Origin of the sequence: Sphingomonas sp. S6, from assembly GCF_043498045.1 — a bacterium.
In the GTDB taxonomy this organism is placed as follows: domain Bacteria; phylum Pseudomonadota; class Alphaproteobacteria; order Sphingomonadales; family Sphingomonadaceae; genus Sphingomonas.
The window spans coordinates 387,037-406,274 of sequence record NZ_JBIEOE010000003.1; the positions used below are offsets into that span (position 1 = coordinate 387,037).

14 protein-coding genes are annotated in these 19,238 nt (G+C 68.4%); 13 read left to right on the plus strand and 1 reads right to left on the minus strand.

The genetic code is table 11. The features are described from left to right. The first annotated feature begins 50 nt into the window (after nt 1-50). From ACGVWT_RS07375 to ACGVWT_RS07435, 13 genes are all read left to right on the plus strand, one after another. A complete protein-coding gene (locus tag ACGVWT_RS07375) occupies nt 51-1,583 on the plus strand; it encodes a DHA2 family efflux MFS transporter permease subunit (protein ID WP_116461899.1) in 1,533 nt (510 codons plus the stop codon). Between the two features lie 100 nt (nt 1,584-1,683). Beyond that, on the plus strand, nt 1,684-2,394 hold the full coding sequence (locus ACGVWT_RS07380; RefSeq protein ID WP_017977411.1) for a response regulator: 711 nt from the start codon (nt 1,684-1,686) through the stop codon (nt 2,392-2,394). 171 nt (nt 2,395-2,565) lie between these two features. Beyond that, nucleotides 2,566-3,876 carry an ATP-binding protein gene (locus ACGVWT_RS07385; protein ID WP_315462824.1) on the plus strand — a complete coding sequence of 437 codons (1,311 nt, stop codon included), beginning with the start codon at nt 2,566-2,568 and terminating at the stop codon, nt 3,874-3,876. A gap of 318 nt (nt 3,877-4,194) precedes the next feature. After that, the gene (locus ACGVWT_RS07390) at nt 4,195-4,893 is read left to right on the plus strand and encodes a carbonic anhydrase (protein WP_017977409.1); all 699 of its coding nucleotides are present in this window, start codon (nt 4,195-4,197) and stop codon (nt 4,891-4,893) included. A 5-nt stretch (nt 4,894-4,898) separates the two neighbouring features. Continuing rightward, the gene (locus ACGVWT_RS07395) at nt 4,899-6,413 is read left to right on the plus strand and encodes a SulP family inorganic anion transporter (protein WP_116461898.1); all 1,515 of its coding nucleotides are present in this window, start codon (nt 4,899-4,901) and stop codon (nt 6,411-6,413) included. Between the two features lie 159 nt (nt 6,414-6,572). Continuing rightward, on the plus strand, nt 6,573-7,418 hold the full coding sequence (locus ACGVWT_RS07400; RefSeq protein WP_116461897.1) for a TorF family putative porin: 846 nt from the start codon (nt 6,573-6,575) through the stop codon (nt 7,416-7,418). A gap of 181 nt (nt 7,419-7,599) precedes the next feature. After that, nucleotides 7,600-8,712, plus strand: coding sequence for a glycosidase (locus tag ACGVWT_RS07405; RefSeq protein ID WP_315462871.1), 1,113 nt, complete (start codon nt 7,600-7,602; stop codon nt 8,710-8,712). Between the two features lie 146 nt (nt 8,713-8,858). Next, the gene (locus ACGVWT_RS07410; RefSeq protein ID WP_315462825.1) at nt 8,859-10,418 is read left to right on the plus strand and encodes an alpha-amylase family glycosyl hydrolase; all 1,560 of its coding nucleotides are present in this window, start codon (nt 8,859-8,861) and stop codon (nt 10,416-10,418) included. Nucleotides 10,419-10,604: 186 nt separating this feature from the next. Continuing rightward, nucleotides 10,605-11,612 (plus strand): glycosyltransferase family 4 protein, encoded by a 1,008-nt coding sequence (locus tag ACGVWT_RS07415; RefSeq protein WP_315462826.1) that lies wholly within the window; start codon nt 10,605-10,607, stop codon nt 11,610-11,612. A 45-nt stretch (nt 11,613-11,657) separates the two neighbouring features. Then, complete coding sequence (locus ACGVWT_RS07420) at nt 11,658-13,313, plus strand: MFS transporter (RefSeq protein ID WP_315462827.1); 1,656 nt, start codon at nt 11,658-11,660, stop codon at nt 13,311-13,313. Beyond that, the gene (locus tag ACGVWT_RS07425) at nt 13,313-14,464 is read left to right on the plus strand and encodes an HlyD family secretion protein (RefSeq protein WP_116461892.1); all 1,152 of its coding nucleotides are present in this window, start codon (nt 13,313-13,315) and stop codon (nt 14,462-14,464) included. The genes ACGVWT_RS07420 and ACGVWT_RS07425 overlap by 1 nt, the downstream gene beginning before the upstream one ends. Nucleotides 14,465-14,475: 11 nt before the next feature. Further along, nucleotides 14,476-15,990 carry an efflux transporter outer membrane subunit gene (locus tag ACGVWT_RS07430; protein ID WP_315462828.1) on the plus strand — a complete coding sequence of 505 codons (1,515 nt, stop codon included), beginning with the start codon at nt 14,476-14,478 and terminating at the stop codon, nt 15,988-15,990. An 85-nt stretch (nt 15,991-16,075) separates the two neighbouring features. Further along, nucleotides 16,076-18,169 (plus strand): ATP-binding protein, encoded by a 2,094-nt coding sequence (locus ACGVWT_RS07435; protein ID WP_315462872.1) that lies wholly within the window; start codon nt 16,076-16,078, stop codon nt 18,167-18,169. Nucleotides 18,170-18,303: 134 nt separating this feature from the next. On the opposite strand, the gene ACGVWT_RS07440 is transcribed toward ACGVWT_RS07435, so the two are convergent. Beyond that, nucleotides 18,304-19,164 carry a CoA ester lyase gene (locus ACGVWT_RS07440; protein ID WP_315462829.1) on the minus strand — a complete coding sequence of 287 codons (861 nt, stop codon included), beginning with the start codon at nt 19,162-19,164 and terminating at the stop codon, nt 18,304-18,306. Nucleotides 19,165-19,238 lie beyond the last annotated feature (74 nt).

Consider the following 19,238-nt stretch of genomic DNA (forward strand, 5'->3'; position numbering starts at 1 on the left):
GCCGCGAAGCGCCGGACGGGGGAGGGTGAGCGCAAGCAAGGCCACATCTGATGCCCGATCAACCCGCCCCCCTAACCGGCGGCAAACTGGCGCTGATCGCCTTCGCACTGGCGCTCGGCACGTTCATGATGGTGCTCGACAGTACGATCGCGAACGTGTCGTTGCCGACGATCGCCGGCAACCTCGGCGTGTCGAGCGACAATTCGACCTGGGTCATCACCGCCTTCGCAGTGGCGAACGGCGTCGCGGTGCCGCTGACCGGCTGGCTGATGGGTCGGTTCGGCGTGGTGCGCACCTTCTGCACGGCGGTGGCGGCGTTCACCGTATCGTCGTTCCTGTGCGGCATCGCCTGGGATCTGCCCTCGCTGATCGTGTTCCGTATCCTGCAGGGCGCGTGTTCGGGGCCGATGATGCCGGGTAGCCAGGCGCTGCTCATTTCGATCTTCCCGTCCGACAAGCGGTCCACGGCGCTCGGCGTCTGGTCGATGACGACGCTGGTCGGTCCGGTCATGGGCCCGATCCTGGGCGGCTATATCAGCGACAATTATCATTGGAGCTGGATCTTCCTGATCAACATCCCCTTCGGCATCTTCGTGACGCTGACGTGCTGGAACGGCCTGAAAAGCCGCGAGACGCCGACGCGGAAGCTGCCGATCGACACGGTCGGGCTGATGCTGCTGGTCGTCTGGGTGGGGTCGCTGCAGATCATGCTCGATCTCGGCAAGAACGCCGACTGGTTCAACGATCCGGCGATCTGCGTGCTCGCGATCATCGCAGCGGTGGGCTTCATCGCGTGGATCATCTGGGAGCTGACCGATGCCAATCCGGCGGTCGATCTGACGCTGTTCCTGAACCGCAACTTCGCGATCGGCACGCTCGCCTTCTGCCTGGGCTATGCGGTGTTCTTCGCCAACACCCTGATCCTGCCGCTGTGGCTGCAGACGCAGCTGGGGTATACGGCAACCTGGGCGGGCCTGATCGCCGCACCCAGCGGGGTGGTCGCAGTGATCATCTCGCCGCTGGCCGCGCGCCTGTCGGGCAAGATCGACGCGCGGTTGCTTGCGACGGTGGCGTTCCTCGCCTTCGCCACATCCTATTGGATGCGCTCCAACCTCGTGACCGGGGCCGCCGTCTTCGATTTCATGGCGCCGCTGCTGGTGCAGGGGGTGGCGATGAGCGTCTTCTTCCTCGCGATGGTGACGATCCTGCTCGACGGCATTCCGCCGCAGCGGATTCCGTCGGCGACCGGCATCTCCAACTTCGCGCGCATCGTGGCGGGGTCGTTCGCCGCGTCGATCATCACCACCGCCTGGGACCGGCGCGAGGCGCTGCACCAGAGCCGTCTTGCCGAGGCGATCGGACAGGGCATGCCGTATCAGATGGCCAGCGAGCAGTTGCAGAAACTGGGCGCGACATCGACGCAGGCCGCCGCGGCGATCACCCGCCAGATGGTGGGGCAGGCGTATCTGCTCGCGTCGACCGACCTGTTCCGCGTGTCGGCATGGCTGTGCGCGGCGATGGTCGTGATCGTCTGGTTCACGCGTCGGCCGCAGGGTGGCGGCGGGCACGTAGCGGCAGACTAACCTCGCGCAATGTTGCGGGCCCGTTGCGGGGTCGTATCCAAAGCTTGAACATAGGTCCGGCGCGGTTGACCGCCCCGGCACCCGTGCCTAACTTTCCAGCATGACCGCCCCCACCATCCTCCTGGTCGAGGACGATCCCGCCCTTCGCACCCTCACCACCCGCGCGTTGCAGGAAAACGGCTATCTCGTGCGGCCCGCCTCCGCCGCGCCGGAGATGTGGCTGGCGCTGGAAGCCGGGCCCGTCGACCTGATCCTGCTCGACATCATGCTGCCCGGCACCAGCGGCATCGACCTGTGCCGCACGCTGCGCCAGAAGAGCGAAGTCCCGATCATCTTCATCAGCGCCAAGGGCAGCGAGACCGACCGCGTCGTCGGGCTGGAGTTGGGCGCGGACGATTATATCGCCAAGCCGTTCGGCACGCGCGAGCTGATCGCGCGCATCCGCGCGGTGCTGCGCCGCGGCTCGCTGGAGCGCAATCCCGGTGAGCGCGAGGAGGGCGTGCTGACCTTCGATGGCTGGCAGGTCACGCTGCCGCGCCGCGAGCTGACCTCGCCCACCGGTGCGGTCGTCGACCTGACCGGCGCGGAATTCGACCTGCTCGTCAGCCTGGCCGAACATGCCGGCCGCGTGATTGCGCGCGAACGGTTGATCGAACTGTCGCGCACGCGGCTGGGCGATAGCTCCGATCGCAGCATCGACGTGCTGATCAGCCGCCTGCGTCGCAAGCTGTCGAGCGCGGGCAAGGATGCGCCGATCATCACCGTGCGCGGCGTGGGCTATATGCTGAACACCGAGGTGACGCGGCGTTGAGGGGCGCGTGACGCCGACCGATTCCCTCCATCACCCCGGACTCGTTCCGGGGTCCACTTATCCGCAGGGGAGTGACCGGAGCCTCCTGCCGTCCCCCTCGCCGCAGAGTGGACCCCGGAACGAGTCCGGGGTGACGGAACAGGTGGGGCGTCGGCCCGCCCTCCCCATCGCATGAAACGCTTCGTCCAGCCCTCGATCGGCCTGATCGGCCAGATCGTCGCGATCCTGTTGCTCACCATGGTGATCGAGTTCGGGATCAGCACGCTCCTGTACGAACGCGCGAGCCAATTCTCAGTGCGCGACGACGAGGCGCGGCGGCTTGCCGAACATCTCGTCATCGCCCGCCGCCTCGTCGCCGAACAGCCGCCAGCGCGCCGCGGCGACATGGCGAACGACCTCACCACCGAACGCTATGCCCTCCACTGGCAGCGCGACCTGCCGCCGCCCCCGCCGATCGCGCCTGCGCTCGACAGCATGCGCCATCAGGTGGTCGATTGGGAGCCGACGCTGGCGACCGCCGACCTGCGGCTGAAGCTGACCTCGCCGGGGCGCAGTTCGGTCGTCACCGGGGGACTGAAGCTGTCCGATGGCAGCTGGCTGTATTTTCGCACGCTGGAGCCGCTCCAGAACCTCAATCTCGCCGCCGAGCGCATCCTGCTCGCGCTGATCCCGGCGCTGGCGCTGATGGTGATCGGCGGGTTGCTGATCCGCCGCATGCTCCGTCCGATGCGCCAGCTCGCCTTCGCCGCCGACACGTTCGGCGATGCCGAGCACGATCCCATTCCCGAAACCGGCCCGCGCGAGGTGCGCCACGTCGTCGCCGCGTTCAATCGCATGGCGGCACGCATCCAGAGGCTGATCGCCGACCGGACGCAGGCGCTCGCGGCCGTCGGCCACGATCTGCGCACGCCGCTGGCCCGCCTGAAGCTGCGCGCCGAAGGCGTCGACGACGCGCCGGTGCGCGAGGCGATCGAGCGCGATATCGGCGAGATGGAGGCGATGGTGACGTCGCTACTCGCGTTTTTAGGCGGCGACAGCGATCCCGAAACGCCGGTGCTGGTCGACGTAGCGGTGCTGTGCGCGACATTGATCGACGATGTCGAGGATCGCGACCTGCCCGGCGTCTATGACGGCCCGGCGCATTGCGAGGTGACGGTGCGGCCGACGGCGCTGAAGCGCGCGCTCGGCAACCTCGTCGAAAACGCGCTCCATTATGCCGGCAACGTCGCGATCCGGCTGTCGAGCGCGCCGGGGCGCGTCTGCATCGCGGTGGAGGACGACGGCGCGGGCATCCCGGAAGACCAATTGCGCCGCGTCCTCGAACCCTTCGTCCGGCTCGATTCGGCACGGCCCCGCGACACCGTGGGCTTTGGCCTGGGCCTGCCGATCGTCGCCCGTATCGTCGAGACGGAAGGCGGCACGCTGACGCTGTTGAACCGCGCCGAGGGGGGCCTGCGGGCGGCGATCGAATTGCCGGCGTAAGGGGAACACCCTCGGTTCTTCGGTCTTCGTCACCCCGGACTTGTTCCGGGGTCCACTCATCCGCGCGGGGACGGCAAGAGGCTCCGGCCATACCCCTCGCCGCGGAGTGGACTCCGGAACAAGTCCGGGGTGACGGGTAGGAGATTTCCGGTGCTCTAGAGAAAAAACCAACCCGACCGAACGCCTTCCACGCCCCCCGTTTCCGCCCCTTTTTGTCCGGCAACATTTTAACACGAACCTGCGGCATCGCAGCAAAACGTACCCGGTAGATACCCTGTTCAATGCGGCTCATGCCGCCCGTGACAGGAGTATCCACCCGTGAACGAACTGATCGGTCGCGTCGTAAGCTTCGAGAAAAAGGTCTTTCAGGACCAGCAGGCGCTGTATTCGACGCTCGCGCATCATGGCCAATTTCCCAAGGCGCTGATGATCTCCTGCGCCGATTCGCGCATCGTGCCGGAGCATATCATGCAGGCGCAGCCGGGCGATCTGTTCGTCTGCCGCAACGCCGGCAACATCGTTCCCCCCTTCTCGGCGCATACCGGCGGCGTGTCGGCGACGGTGGAATATGCCGTGTCGGTCCTGGGCGTGCGCGACGTCATCGTCTGCGGCCATTCGGACTGCGGCGCGATGAAGGGCCTGTCGGGCGATCCCGCCGCGCTCGCCGCGGTGCCGACCGTCGCCAACTGGCTGAAGCACGGCGCCGCCGCGCGTCAGGTCGTCGACCAGAGCTATCCCGAACTGACCGACGGCGAACGCGTTCGCGCGCTCAGTCTCGAAAACATCGTCTCGCAGCTTCAGCACCTGCGCACGCACCCGTCGGTCGCCGCCGCTGTCGCGCAGGGCAATATCACGCTGCACGGCTGGTTCGTCGACATCCATGAGGGCGTCGTCCTCGGCCTCGACGGCGAATCGGGTCGTTTCGTGCCGATCCGCGAAGGCGAGCCCTTCCCCGTCGCGCAGGCCGCCGCACCGCGTCAGGCCTCCGACGTCCCCTTCCTCCAAGCCGCGGAGTAGTCCCCATGCTGGGCGCCCTGAAACTTCCCAAGATGTCGATCGTCGGCCGTGACCTCACCGCCTCGATCGTCGTCTTCCTCGTCGCGATGCCGCTTTGCATGGGCATCGCCGTGGCGTCCGGCGTTCCTCCGGAAAAAGGCCTGATCACCGGCATCATCGGCGGCATCGTCGTCGGTGCGCTGGCAGGTTCGCCGCTGCAGGTCAGCGGCCCCGCCGCGGGCCTCGCCGTCGTCGTGTTCGAACTGGTGCGCGATCACGGCATGTCCGCGCTCGGGCCGATCCTGATCCTCGCCGGCATCATCCAGTTCGTCGCCGGCGTCGCGCGCCTCGGCGGCTGGTTCCGCGCGATCAGCCCCGCGGTCGTCCACGGCATGCTCGCCGGGATCGGCGTGCTGATCGTCGTCGGCCAGTTCCACGTGCTGTTCGATGCCAAGCCGCTGCCCAGCGGCCTGCAGAACCTGTCGGCGATGCCCGGCCGCCTGCTCGGCCTGTCGCCCGACAATATCGCCGCGGCAGAGCTCGCCTTCGGCATCGGCGTGCTGACCATCACCGCGATGATCGGCTGGGAGAAGTTCCGCCCCGCGTCGATGAAGCTCGTCCCCGGCGCGCTGGTCGGTGTGCTGACCGGCACCTTCGTCGCGATGGCGTTCGGCCTCGACGTCGCGCGCGTCAACGTGCCCGAATCGATCGCCGGTGCGGTCGCGCTGCCCGATGCCGGCGTCCTTGCCCGCTTCATGGACCCGTCGATCATCGCCGCCGCGCTCGCCATCGCGTTCATCGCCAGCGCCGAAACATTGCTGTCGGCCGCCGCGGTCGACCGCATGCACGACGGCGTGCGCACCAACTACAACAAGGAACTGCGGGCGCAGGGCGTCGGCAATCTGCTGTGCGGCATCGCCGGCGCGCTGCCGATGACCGGCGTCATCGTCCGCTCGTCCGCCAACGTGCAAGCCGGCGCCACCACGCGCCTGTCGACGATGTTCCACGGTATGTGGATCCTCGGCTTCGTCGCGCTGCTGCCGTTCGTGCTGCGCGAGATCCCGATGGCGGCGCTGGGCGCGATCCTGGTCGTCACCGGCTGGCGCCTCGTCTCGCTCCACCATGCGCGTCACCTGTTCTCGCATTATGGCGCGCTGCCCGCGTTCATCTGGGCGGCGACGCTCGTCACCGTGGTGGCGGCGGACCTGCTGACCGGCGTGCTGGTCGGCATCGGCCTGTCGATGCTGGAACTGGTGCCGCACGCCCGCGGCCTGAAGCTGAAAGTGTCGGAAGGTCCGCAGGGCGCAGAGCACGCGATCAACCTGTCGGGCGCCGCGACCTTCGTGTCGCTGCCCAAATTGTCCGATACGCTGGAGCGCGCGCCGGCGGGCACGCCCGTCCGCCTCGACGTCAGCGGCCTCAGGACCGTCGACCACACCTGTTCGGAACTGATCAAGGACTGGTTCCAGCGTCGCCGGGCCGCAGGCGACAGTGTCGAACTGCTCGGCGGGCGTGGCAAGACTGCCGCACTCGCGCACTGATCGACCGGGGGATCGCGGCGACCCCGCGATTCCCCATTGTCGAAGGGAAAATGCTGCGATAGCGAAGTGACGTCCGGGAAAGACCGGCGCCCCTCTCTCGAGTGAGCGCGCCGGCGGCCTGGACGCAGGAGGGACCCCAACGACACGGAAAGGGGTTCCATGAAGTATCTCAGCCTGGCCGCAGCATCGCTCGCGGCGTTCGTCGCCCTCCCTGCCGCCGCGCAGGAGACCGCACCCCCCAAGGACGTCACCGTCACCGGCTCGGTCGCGCTTGTCTCCGACTATCGCCTGCGCGGCGTGTCGCAGACCGACAAGGAAATGGCGGTCCAGGGCGGCCTCACCATCACCCATTCCAGCGGCCTGTACGTCGGCACCTGGGCGTCCAACCTGTCCGGCTGGGGCACGTTCGGCGGCTCGAACATGGAACTGGACCTGATCGGCGGCTACAAGGTGCCGATCAGCGGCGGCGCGCTCGACGTCGGCCTGACGTGGTACATGTATCCGGGCGGTGCGTCGAAGACCGACTTCGCCGAACCCTATGTCAAACTGTCGGGCACCGCCGGCCCCGTCTCGATGCTGGCGGGCGTCGCCTATGCGCCCAAGCAGCAGGCGCTGGGCAAATGGTATAACAACGCCGCCGCCTATGCGACCGGCGTCCCGAACAACCCCGGCAAGGGCAACGACAATCTGTACCTGTGGGGCGATTTCAGCGCCGCCATCCCGCAGACGCCGCTGACCGCCAAGGCGCATATCGGCCATTCGGACGGCAATTCGGGCCTCGGCCCCAACGGCACGTCGGCCGCACCGACGGGGCATTACTGGGATTGGCTGCTCGGCGCCGATTACGCGATCAAGGGGACGCCGCTGACGCTCAGTGCCTATTATGTCGACACCGACATCAGCAAGGCGAAGGCCGCCTATCTGCAGCCGAACTTCGCCTCGACCAAGGACGGCAGCACGATCGCGGGCAGCCAGGTGGTGTTCTCGATCAGCGCGGCGTTCTGACGACCCACCCCTCCCCTGCACGGGGAGGGGGATCGGCCGGCGCAGCCGGCTGGTGAAGGGGGCTTCCGCGAGCGGTGCGCTACGCCGAAGCCCCCCCGTCGCCGCTTCGCGGCGCCACCTCCCCGTGTCGGGGAGGATCTGGACGATGGAACCACCCGCCCGCCCCGGCGCTAACGCCACCATGCACGACGCGCTGATCTTCACCCCCGACGACGTCGACCTGACGCGCTCGCCGCTCCGGCGCGGGATTACCGAGCCGACCTATGTCCTCGGCGCCTTCAACCCCGGCTTCACGCGGCTGCCCAACGGCAATCTGCTGCTGATGGTGCGCATCGCCGAAGCGCTGGCGGAGCCGGTGCGTGATGGCCATGTCCATGCGATCCGCTGGACGCCCGCAGGCTATGTCCTCGACGCCTGGCCGTTGACCGACGTCGACATGACCGACCCGCGCCAGTTCGAGCTGAAGGGCCGCCGCCACCGCATCCTTGCGCTGACGTCGCTGTCCTGGCTGCTCCCGGTGGAGCTGGACCCCAGCGGCGAACGCATCGTCGCGGTCCATTACGATGCCGCGATCGAACCCGCCGCGGCCTATCAGGACTATGGCGTCGAGGATGCGCGGATCACCCGCGTCGGCGACACCTGGTATATGACGACCTGTTCGGTCGGCGCCGAGCGACATTGCACCACGCTCCACACCTCGCGCGACGGACTGCACTACCGGCTGGAGGGGATCGTCCTCGACCATCAAAACAAGGATATGATCCTGTTCGAAGGTCTGGTCGCCGACAAGTTCATGGCGCTCACCCGGCCCTTGGGCGAGGTCTATTTCGCCTATCCGCCCGACAGCCCCTGGGTCGGCGGCCCGTCGATCAACTTCGCGGCATCGCCGGACGCGCTGCACTGGAAACCGCTCGACGCACCCGGCGTGCGCGCGCGCAAGGGCTCCACTTCGGCGATGAAGATCGGTGGCGGCACGCAGCCGATCCTGACGCCCGACGGCTGGATGATGATCTACCACGGCGTCGAGGCGCGCGAGAGCGTGGGCATCTACCGCAGCTTCTGGGCGCTGCTCGACCGCGACGATCCCGCGCGCATCCTGCGCGTCGAGGACGAGGTGCCGTTGCTCGAGGCCAATCCCGCCCTCACCGCGCATATCGCGCATCAGATGTATCTGCCGACCCCCGTCGTCTTCTCCACCGGGCTCGTGACGGACGGCGACGATTACCTCGTCGCCAGCGGCGAAGCCGACCTCGCCTGCCGCATGACGCGCCTGCCGAAGAGCCGTTTCACGTAGAGTCCGTCATCCCAGCGCAGGCCGGGATCTCCCCGGTGGACGCGCGGCAGGAGCCGCGAAAGGCTCCAGCCTTCGCTGGAGCGACGGACTTATGAGGAACCGCCCAGCCCCTTCCCCGTTCGACCGGGCAGACAGGGGGACGCGCGATGACGTGGTGGAAGACGGGCAGCATCTACCAGATCTATCCGCGCTCGTTTCAGGACAGCGACGGTGACGGCGTCGGCGACCTTAAGGGCATCGAGGCGCGGCTCGACCACCTCGTCGCCCTCGGCGTCGATGCGATCTGGATATCGCCGATCTTCGTCTCGCCGATGCATGACTTCGGCTATGACGTCGCCGATTATTGCGACATCGACCCGCGCTTCGGGACGCTCGCCGATTTCGATGCATTGCTCGCGGCCGCGCATGCCCGCGGCTTGAAGCTGCTGCTCGATTTCGTCCCCAACCACAGCTCGACCGACCACCCCTGGTTCCGCGAGAGCCGGTCGTCGCGCGACAACCCCAAGCGCGACTGGTACATCTGGCGCGACCCCGCCCCACATGGCGGCCCGCCCAACAACTGGATCAGCGACTTCGGCGGCTCCGCATGGGAATATGACGCCGCCACCGGTCAATATTATTACCACGCCTTCCTGAAGGAACAGGCCGACCTCAACTGGCGCAACCCCGATGTGCGGCATGCGATGATGGACGTGCTGCGCTTCTGGTTCGATCGCGGCGTCGACGGCTTCCGCATTGACGTGCTGTGGCACATGGTGAAGCACGCCGACTTCCCCGACAATCCGGCCAACCCCGCCTATCGCACCGAGATGGGCGAGATGCACGCCGTGCTCCAGTCGAACTCCACCGACCAGCCCGAAGTCCACGACATCGCCGCCGAGATGCGCAGCATCGCGGACAGCTATTCGGGCGATCGCGTGCTGATCGGCGAAATCTACCTGCCGATCGAAAAGCTGATGCACTATTACGGCATTGCTGCCCCCGAAGTGCATCTGCCCTTCAACTTCCAGCTGATCGAGGCGGCGTGGGACGCGCGCAGCCTCGCGACCATGATCGCCGAATATGAAGCGGCGCTGCCCCCCGGCGGCTGGCCGAACTGGGTGCTCGGCAACCACGACCGCCCCCGCATCGCGACACGCGTGGGCCTAAGCCAGGCGCGTGTCGCCGCGATGCTGTTGCTGACCCTGCGCGGGACGCCGACGATCTATTATGGCGACGAACTCGGCCTCACCGACGTCGCCATTCCGCCCGACCGGGTGCAGGACCCGCGCGAACTGCGCGAACCGGGTTGGGGTCTGGGCCGCGACCCGGTGCGCACGCCGATGCCGTGGAATGCGAGCGACCACGCGGGCTTTTCGAGCGTGGAGCCATGGCTGCCGCTCGGCCCCGACTGGCCGACGCGCAACGTCGCTGCGCAGGCGCAGGACGCGGGATCGATGCTCGCCCTGTACCGCGACCTGCTATCGCTCCGCCGCAAGCATGCCGCATTGGCGGAGGGCGATTTCCGCCTGATCGAAACGACCGGCCCCATCCTCGCCTACGAACGCTGGCGGGGGGACGAACGGATCGTCGTGGCGCTGAACCTGAGTGGGGAGGATCAGCCGTTCGCGCTGCCTGCGGGCGATGTGCTGCTCGGCACGTTGCCGGGGGGTGCTGAGGCTGACGTGCTGCGGGGGAACGAGGGGCTGATGATACTCCTCCGCTAACCCCACACCCCCCGTCACCCCGGAACACGTCCGGGGTGACAAGCGACATGAGGCAGCCCCGGGCCACATCAGGGGCGACGGGGACAGCCCCCGGAACAACTCCGCCACGCCGGAGTATCACCACCGGGCCTTATCGTTACGCCCCCGTACCCCAATACATTCCTCCGTCTCAGGCGACCGCCACCCATGAAAATCGCGATGCTCGCCCCGATCTCCTGGCGCACGCCGCCCCGCCATTACGGCCCGTGGGAATTGGTCACGAGCCTGCTCACCGAGGCGCTGGTCGCGCGCGGCATCGACGTCACGCTCTTCGCGACGCAGGACAGCCTGACCGCCGGCACCCTCGCCGGCGTCGTCCCCGCGCCCTATTCCGAAGACCCCAGCATCGACGCCAAGGTCTGGGAATACCGCCACCTTGCGCATGTCTTCGAACGCGCCGGCGAATTCGACCTGATCCACAATCAGGCCGATTTCCCCGCCCACGCCTTCGCCAACCTCGTGACCACGCCGATGGTCACGACGATCCACGGCTTTTCGTCCGACCGCATCCTGCCGATGTACAAACCGTACGAAGATCGCGTGCACTATGTCGCGATCAGCGATGCCGACCGCTCGCCGCAGCTCCGCTATGCCGAAACGATCCACCACGGCATCGTGCTGGACGACTTTCCCTTCGATCCGACCGGCAGCGACGACCTGCTGTTCTTCGGCCGCATGCACCCCGACAAGGGCGCCGCCGAAGCGATCGCGGTGGCGCAGGCGACCGGTCGCGCGCTCGCCATGTACGGTATCGTGCAGGATCAGGGCTATTACGAGCGCGCCGTCGTGCCGCACCTCGGGCGCGACATCACCCACCCCGGCGCAGTCGGCGGTGCGGAGCGCACCCGCGCGCTCGGCCATGCCGCCGCCTTGCTCCACCTCATCAACTTCGACGAACCCTTCGGCCTGTCGGTCATCGAGGCGATGGCATGCGGCACGCCCGTCATCGCGATCAACCGCGGGTCGATGCCCGAACTGATCGACGATGGCGTCACCGGCTTCCTGGTCGATAGTGTCGACGCGGCCATCGCCGCCGTCGCGCGCCTGCCCGAGATCGACCGCGCCGCCTGCCGCCGCGCGGTGGCGGAGCGCTTTTCGGTCGAGCGCATGGCCGACCGCTATATCCAGCTCTACCGCCGGATCCTGGGCGGATGAGCGAAGTGGCTGACCTGACACTCTTTCCGGGTCTATAGGCGGGCCATGTTCGCCCGTCTCCGCCGCTTCCTGTCAGAGGAACACTGGGACTTCCTGCCCCATGAAATACCGGCAATTCCCGGTTCGCCGGGATCGGTCGAGCATCAGCTGCGCCACCGGATCGCCTATGGCGTCATCGCGGTGCTGCTGGGTCTGACGGGCGGGTTCGGCAATGCGCTGATTTCGGCGAACACCTACACGCTGCAAGGCGCGCTGGGTCTCGATCCCGCCGAGATTGCCTGGCTGCCGACCGTGTATGTGATGACCAACGTCAGCATCAATCTGCTGCTGATCAAATTCCGTGCGCAGTTCGGCCTCAGGCCGTTCGCGATGATCTTCCTCAGCCTCTACGTCGTCTTCACGCTGGGCCACCTGTTCGTGCGTGAATTCGACACCGCGATTCTGGTCCGCGCCGCCAGCGGCATGGCGGGTGCCGCCGTCTCCAGCCTGTGCCTCTATTATATGATGCAGGCGCTCCCGCTGCGCTGGCGACTGAAGGCGGTCGTGGTCGGGATCGGCATTCCGCAGTGCGCGACGCCGCTCGCGCGGCTGTTCTCGCCCGATCTGCTCGCCATGTCGCAATGGCGCACGCTCTATCTGTTCGAACTCGGCCTTGCGCTCCTGAGCCTTGCGGCCGTCGCCTTTCTCCGCCTGCCGCCGACATCCCGGTCGAAGGCGTTCGAGCCACTCGATTTCCTCACCTTCGTCCTGTTCGCGGGCGCGATGGCGCTGTTCGCGGCGGTATTGGGCGAAGGCCGCATCGTCTGGTGGACCAATGCGGCATGGATCGGCTGGGCGCTGATCGCCGCCATTCCGATGCTGGGCGCGGCGCTGGTCATCGAACATCACCGCGTCAATCCGCTGCTCAACACGCGGTGGCTGGGCAGCGCCGACATCGTCCGCTTCACGATCGTCACGATCATGGCGCGCATCGTGCTGAGCGAACAGACCTATGCCGCGGTCGGCCTGCTGACGTTGCTGGGCCAGAACAACGATCAGCTGATCCCCTTCTTCACGATCATCTTCCTCGCCTCGGCGGCGGGCGTGGTGCTGAGCGCGGTGACGCTCGACGTGACGCGCCTGACGCATCCGATCATGCTCGCGATCGGGCTGGTCGCCATCGCCGCGTTCGTCGACAGCCATGCGACCAGCCTCACCCGCGCGCCACAGCTCTACGTCACGCAGGCGATGATCGCGTTCGGCGCGACCTATTTCCTGGGGCCGGCCCTGCTGTTCGGCATGACGCGCGCGCTGCAGGCCGGATCGGGCCATATCATCAGCTTCGTCGCGCTGTTCGGCATGATCAATTCGATCGGCGGCCTGGCCGGCACCGCGCTGCTCGGCAGTTATCAGGTGATCCGCGAAAAGGCGAACAGCGCCGCGCTGGTGCAGGGCATCGACCCCACCGACCCGATCGTCGCACAGCGCCTGCAGGCAGGCGGCGCGGCGGTGTCGCGCGTCGTCGGCGACCCCGCGCTGCGCAGTGCGGAAGGCGGCGCGATCCTGTCGCAGACCGCCACGCGCGAGGCGAACGTCCTCGCCTATGACGACGTCTTCCGCCTGATCGCGGTGCTCGCCGCGCTCACCTTCTGTTACCTTGCTTTCCTGTTGATCCGCCGCGCGTACCGAGCCCGCCGCGCCGCACTTGCCGAGGCTGCCTGATGACCGACATCCGCAACCCTGTGGATTCCACCCCCGCGACCGAAGAGGCGCAGGCCGAGGCCGCAACGCCGCCCAGCGCGCCGTCCGGGTCCGGCTGGCGCCCGCAGCCGCCCAGCCGCACCGCGATGATCGTCATTGCGATCCTGGCGATCGGTGGCGTGCTCGCGGTGCTCGCGGCGTGGCGCCTGCCGCCCTTCGCCACCGCCAATCAGTCGACCGACAATGCCTATGTGCGTGGGCGCACGACGGTGATCGCGCCGCAGGTGTCGGGCTATGTCACCAAGGTCTATGTCCGCGACTTCGCCGACGTGACCGCGGGCCAGCCGCTCGTCCAGATCGACGATCGCATCTATCGCCAGCGCGTCGATCAGGCGACCGCGCAGGTCGATGCGCAGAACGCCACGCTCGCCAACGCGCAGCAGACCGAACGCAGCCGCACCGCCAGCCTTGCCGCGCAGACCGCCGCCGTCGCCAATGCCGAGGCGCAGTTGATGCGCGCGCAGGCGGACATGAACCGCGTCAACGATCTCGTGACGGACGGTTCCGTCTCGCAGCGCGAACGCGACCAGACGCTCGCCGCACTTCGCCAGGCACAAGCCGCGGTGCAACAGGCGCGCGCCGCGCGCGAGATCGCGCAACAGGACATCCGCACCGTCCAGGTCGGCCGCGGCGGCCAGCGCGCCGGCGTGTCGGGCGCGGAAGCCGCCCGCCGCCTCGCTCAGATCGACCTCGCCAACACCGTCATCCGCGCGCCCGAGGCCGGCCGCCTGTCCGAAGTCGGCGTCCGCGTCGGCCAATATGTCACCGCCGGATCGCAGCTGATGTTCCTCGTGCCGCCCGAAACCTGGGTCATCGCCAATTTCAAGGAAGCGCAGACCGCGCGCATGGCGGTGGGCCAGCCCGCGACCTTCACCGTCGATGGCCTCGCCGGCGCGAAGCTGACCGGCCGCGTCGAGCGCATCTCGCCCGCCGCCGGTTCGGAATTTGCGGTGTTGAAGGCGGACAATGCGACGGGCAATTTCACCAAGGTGCCGCAACGCATCGCCGTCCGCATCCGCATCGATCCCGGCCAGCAACTGATCCAGCGCCTGCGCCCCGGCATGTCGGTACAGGCCAGCGTCGACACCACCACCGGCCCGACGGTGAAGTGATGCGGACGATAATGATTCACGCGAAGACGCAAAGACGCGAAGAGGGCGTGCCCGCGGCGAAGCCGCCCTCCATCGCTCACATCCGGGATGAAGGATCGGCCGATACGTCGAGCGCCCCCCCTCCGCGTCTCCGCGTCTCCGCGCGCACAATAACAACCCTCGCAGCCGCCGCCACGCTTGCCGCCTGCATCGGCCCGCGACCGGCCGCGCCGGCCGCCGGTGCCGTCGCCCCGCCCCCGGCATGGCGCACCGCGCTCGGCCAGGGCCAACCCATTCAGGCCGACTGGTGGAGCGCATTCGGCGACCCCGTCCTCACCGATCTCGTCGCCCGCGCGCTCGCCAACAACGTCGACCTCGCGCTCGCCGCATCGCGTATCGACGAAGCGCGCGCCGCCGCGCGCCTCGCCGCCGCGCAGCGCACGCCCACGCTCGGTGGCAGCCTGCCGTCGACCTCCGGCCAGACGGTCAGCCCGTTCGGCACCCCCAGCGACGCGATCGGCGCGCAGCCGCTGATCAGCGCCAGCTACGATCTCGACCTGTTCGGCCGCCTTCGCCAGGCCAGCCGCGCCGCTCAGGCGCAATTGCTTGCCAGCGAAGGCGCGCGCGACACCGTCCGCCTCGCCATCGCCAGCGGCGTCGCCAGCAATTACATCGCCCTGCGCGCGCTCGACCAGCGGCTTGCGGTCGCGCAACAGACGCTCGCCGCGCGCACCGAAGCGCTGCGCATCGCCCGCCGCCGCGCGGAAACCGGCTATACCTCCAACCTCGAACTGCATCAGGCGGAGGCGGAATATCGCGCCACGCAGCAACTCGTCCCCGCCGCGCAGCTCGCGATCAGCCGGCAGGAGAATGCGCTGTCGCTGCTGCTCGGCGAAAACCCCGGCGCGATCCCCCGCGGCGCTCCGCTCGACCGGCTCACCCCGCCGCCGATCCCCGACGGCCTGCCCGCCGATCTGCTGCGCCGCCGCCCGGACCTGTTCCAGGCCGAACAGACGCTGGTCGCCGCCGATCGCAGCCTCGACAGCGCCCGCGCGGCGATGCTGCCCAATATCGCGCTCACCGGCAGCGCGGGCGTCGTCCTGTCGACGAAGCTCGCCGATCCGATCGGCGTCTTTTCGATCGGCGCGAGCATCCTGTCGCCGATCTTCGACGGTGGACGCCTGCGCGCCCAGACCGACGCCGCCACCGCGCGCCGCGATCAGGCCGCCTACGCCTATCGCCGCACCGCGCTCGTCGCGTTCCAGGAGGTCGACAACGCCCTCGCCGGCGTCCAGCGTTCGGGCGAACAGGCGGCCGCGCTCGGGTTGCAGGTGGATGCGCTCGCCGCCGCGCTGCGCAATGCCACCAACCGCTATCGCGCCGGCTATACGTCGTACATCGAACAGCTCGATGCGCAGCGCGGCCTGCTCACCGCCGAACTGGCGCTGGTGCAGGCGCGCGCCGACCGCCTGACCGCTTATGCGCAGCTTTACCAGGCGATGGGGGGCGGCTGGTCGCGCGAGGCGATCGAGGCGACGCAGCGCTGACGATCGGATCGCCTGCCGCCATCACGCGTTGGGGCAGCGATCCTAACCAACAATCCTTTCCGTTCCGATGAGTTACATGCCGCTTATGCCCCACAACGACCCGCAGATCGCCGGAGCGACCAGCGTCGGCAGCTGGGACTGGGACGTGGTGGCCGACCGGATCACCGCCGACCCCGCCTTCGCCCGCCTGTACGGCGTCGATCCCGAAGCCGCGCGCCAAGGCACGGCGATCGAACGCTTCTTCGGCGGCATCCACCCCGAGGATCTGCCCCGCGTCCAGGCCGAGATCGCCGAGGCGCTGGCAAGCGGCGCGCCCTTCGAAAGCGATTATCGCCTCACCCAGCCCGACGGCCGCGCCCGCTGGGTCGCCGCACGCGGACAGGCGCAGCTCGACGATCTGGGCCGCGCGATCCGCTTTCCCGGCATCAGCTTCGACATCGACGCGCGCAAGAGCGCCGAACTCCGCCTGCAGGCGCTGGTCGAACTCAACGACCGGCTGCGCACGGCGGGTGATCCCGACGACCTCGCTTATGCCGCGGTCGAGATTCTCGGTCGCCTGTTCGACGTCAGCCGCTGCGGCTACGGCACGATCGACGCGGAGGCCGAAACGATCGTCGCCGCCCGCCCCTGGTGCGCGCCCGGCATCCAGCCGCTGCCCGGCCTGCTGCATTTCCGCGACTATGGTTCGTATATCGAGGATCTGAAGCGCGGCGACACGGTCGCGATCGGCAACGTCTACGACGACCCGCGCACCCGCGACACGGCAGAAGCGCTGAAGGGCCTCGCCGCCTTGTCCTTCATCAACATGCCCATCACCGAACAGGGCGGCTTCGTCGCGCTGCTCTACCTCAACAACGAGGTGCCGCGCCCCTGGTTGGCCGAAGAGATCGCCTTCATCCGCGACGTCGCCGAACGCACCCGCGACGCGACCGAACGCCGCCGCGTCGAACAGGAACTGGGCGCGCTCACCGCCAGCCTCGAACAGCAGGTCGAGGAGCGCACGCACGCGCTGATGGTCGCCGAAGCGCATCTGCGGCAGGCGCAAAAGATGGAGGCGGTCGGCCAGCTTACCGGTGGCCTGGCGCACGATTTCAACAACATGCTCACCGGCATATCGGGCGCGATCGAGATGATGCAGGTCCGCGTCGCGCAGGGGCGCATCGGCGACCTCGATCGCTACGCCACCGCCGCATTGGGGGCGACGCGGCGTGCGGCGGCGCTGACCCACCGGTTGCTCGCCTTTTCGCGCCGCCAGACGCTCGATCCCAAGCCGACCGACGTCAACCGGCTGATCGCCGACCTCAGCGACCTCATCCAGCGCACCGTCGGCCCCGGCGTGACGCTGGAGGTGGTCGGCGCGGCGGGCATATGGCCCGCGATGGTCGATCCCAACCAGCTCGAAAACGCGATCCTGAACCTCTGCATCAACGCGCGCGACGCGATGCCGGAGGGCGGCCGGATCACGATCGAAACCGCCAACCGCTGGCTCGACCAGCGCTCCGCGCGCGAACGCGATCTCGAACCCGGGCAATATCTGTCCGTGTGCGTCACCGACACCGGCACCGGCATGACGCCCGAGGTGCAGGCGCGCGCCTTCGACCCCTTCTACACCACCAAGCCGATGGGCGAGGGCACCGGCCTTGGCCTCTCGATGATCTACGGCTTCGCGCGCCAGTCGGGCGGGCAGGTGCGCATCTATTCCGAGATCGGGCAGGGCACGACGATGTGCATCTATCTGCCCCGCCATTATGGCGATGCGAGCGACGATGACGGCGCGGTCGCGCTCGATACCGCCGCCACGCCAGTCGAGGGGCGGCACAGCGTCATGGTCGTCGACGACGAACCGACGATCCGCATGCTGGTGGTCGAGATCCTCGAAGAGATGGGCCATGTCGTGCTGGAGGCGGGCGACGGCCCCTCCGCGCTCCGCCTGCTCGGCACCGGTGCGCATGTCGATCTGCTCATCACCGACGTCGGCCTGCCCGGCCAGATGAACGGCCGCCAGGTCGCCGACGCCGCGATCGAGATGCTGCCGCACCTCAAAGTGCTGTTCATCACCGGCTATGCGGAGAACGCCGTGATCGGCAACGGCCCGCTCGGCCCCAATATGGCGCTGATGACCAAGCCCTTCGCGATGGACATCATCGCGGATCGCATACGGACGATTCTGGCGGGGTAGGCGCAACACCCCTTTCAACGCCCGTCATCCCAGCGAAGGCTGGGATCTCGCAGTTGGCGCGCACGGCAGGAGCCGCAAGAGACCCCAGCCTCCGCTGGGGTGACGGTTTCGTTGATAGGGATCAGGCGCCCGGGTCACCCCACCAACGCCAACACCCGCTCCGCCTCGGCGAGGTGCAGCCGCTCCACCATCGCGCCGTCCAGCGGGATCGCCCCCTTCCCCGCCGCCTCGGGGGTGGCGAACGCCGCGACCACGCGCTCCGCCCAGGCCACCGCCTCCGCCGACGGCGCGAACGCCGCATTCGCCACCTCGACCTGCACCGGATGGATCAGCGTCTTGCCGTCGAACCCCAGCATCGCGCCCTGTTCGCACTCCGCCGCAAAGCCTGCCGTGTCACGGAAGGCATTGTAGACGCCGTCCAACACCACCAGCCCCGCCGCCCGCGCCGCAATGACCAGCTGCACCAGCGCCGGCACCAGCGCCGTGCGCCCGCCATCGACCCGGCAGCGCATCTCCTTGGCCAGATCGTTGGTGCCTGCGATCAGCAGCTCGGTCCGCGTCGCCGCCGCCGCGCCGACGATCTCGGCCAGCAGCAGCACCGCCCCGCACGTCTCGATCATCGCCCAGATCGGCGGCCCATCCGCCCCCAGCGCCGCGCGCACCGCCTCTAGATCCGACGCCGACCCGACCTTGGGCACCACCACCGCGGCCACGCCCGGCGCCGCCGCCAGCGCCGCCGCATCCTCCGCGCCCCATGGCGTATCCAGCGCGTTCATCCGCACCGCGCAGGCTCGTCCGCCGAACCCCTCCGCCGCCACGGCTAGCGCTGCCGTGCGTGCCGCGCCCTTCGCCTCCGGCGCCACCGCATCCTCCAGGTCGAGGATCACCGCATCGCACGCCAGATCGCGTGCCTTCGCCATCGCGCGCGGATTGGAGGCCGGCATGAACAATACGCTACGCCGCCGCAGCGCGCGGCCTTTGGGATCGTCGGTCATGGCACGACTCTAAGCCTAAAGGCTCCGTACCCGCCAGCACCCCATCTGCAATCCTGTATCCGTCGCCCCAGCGC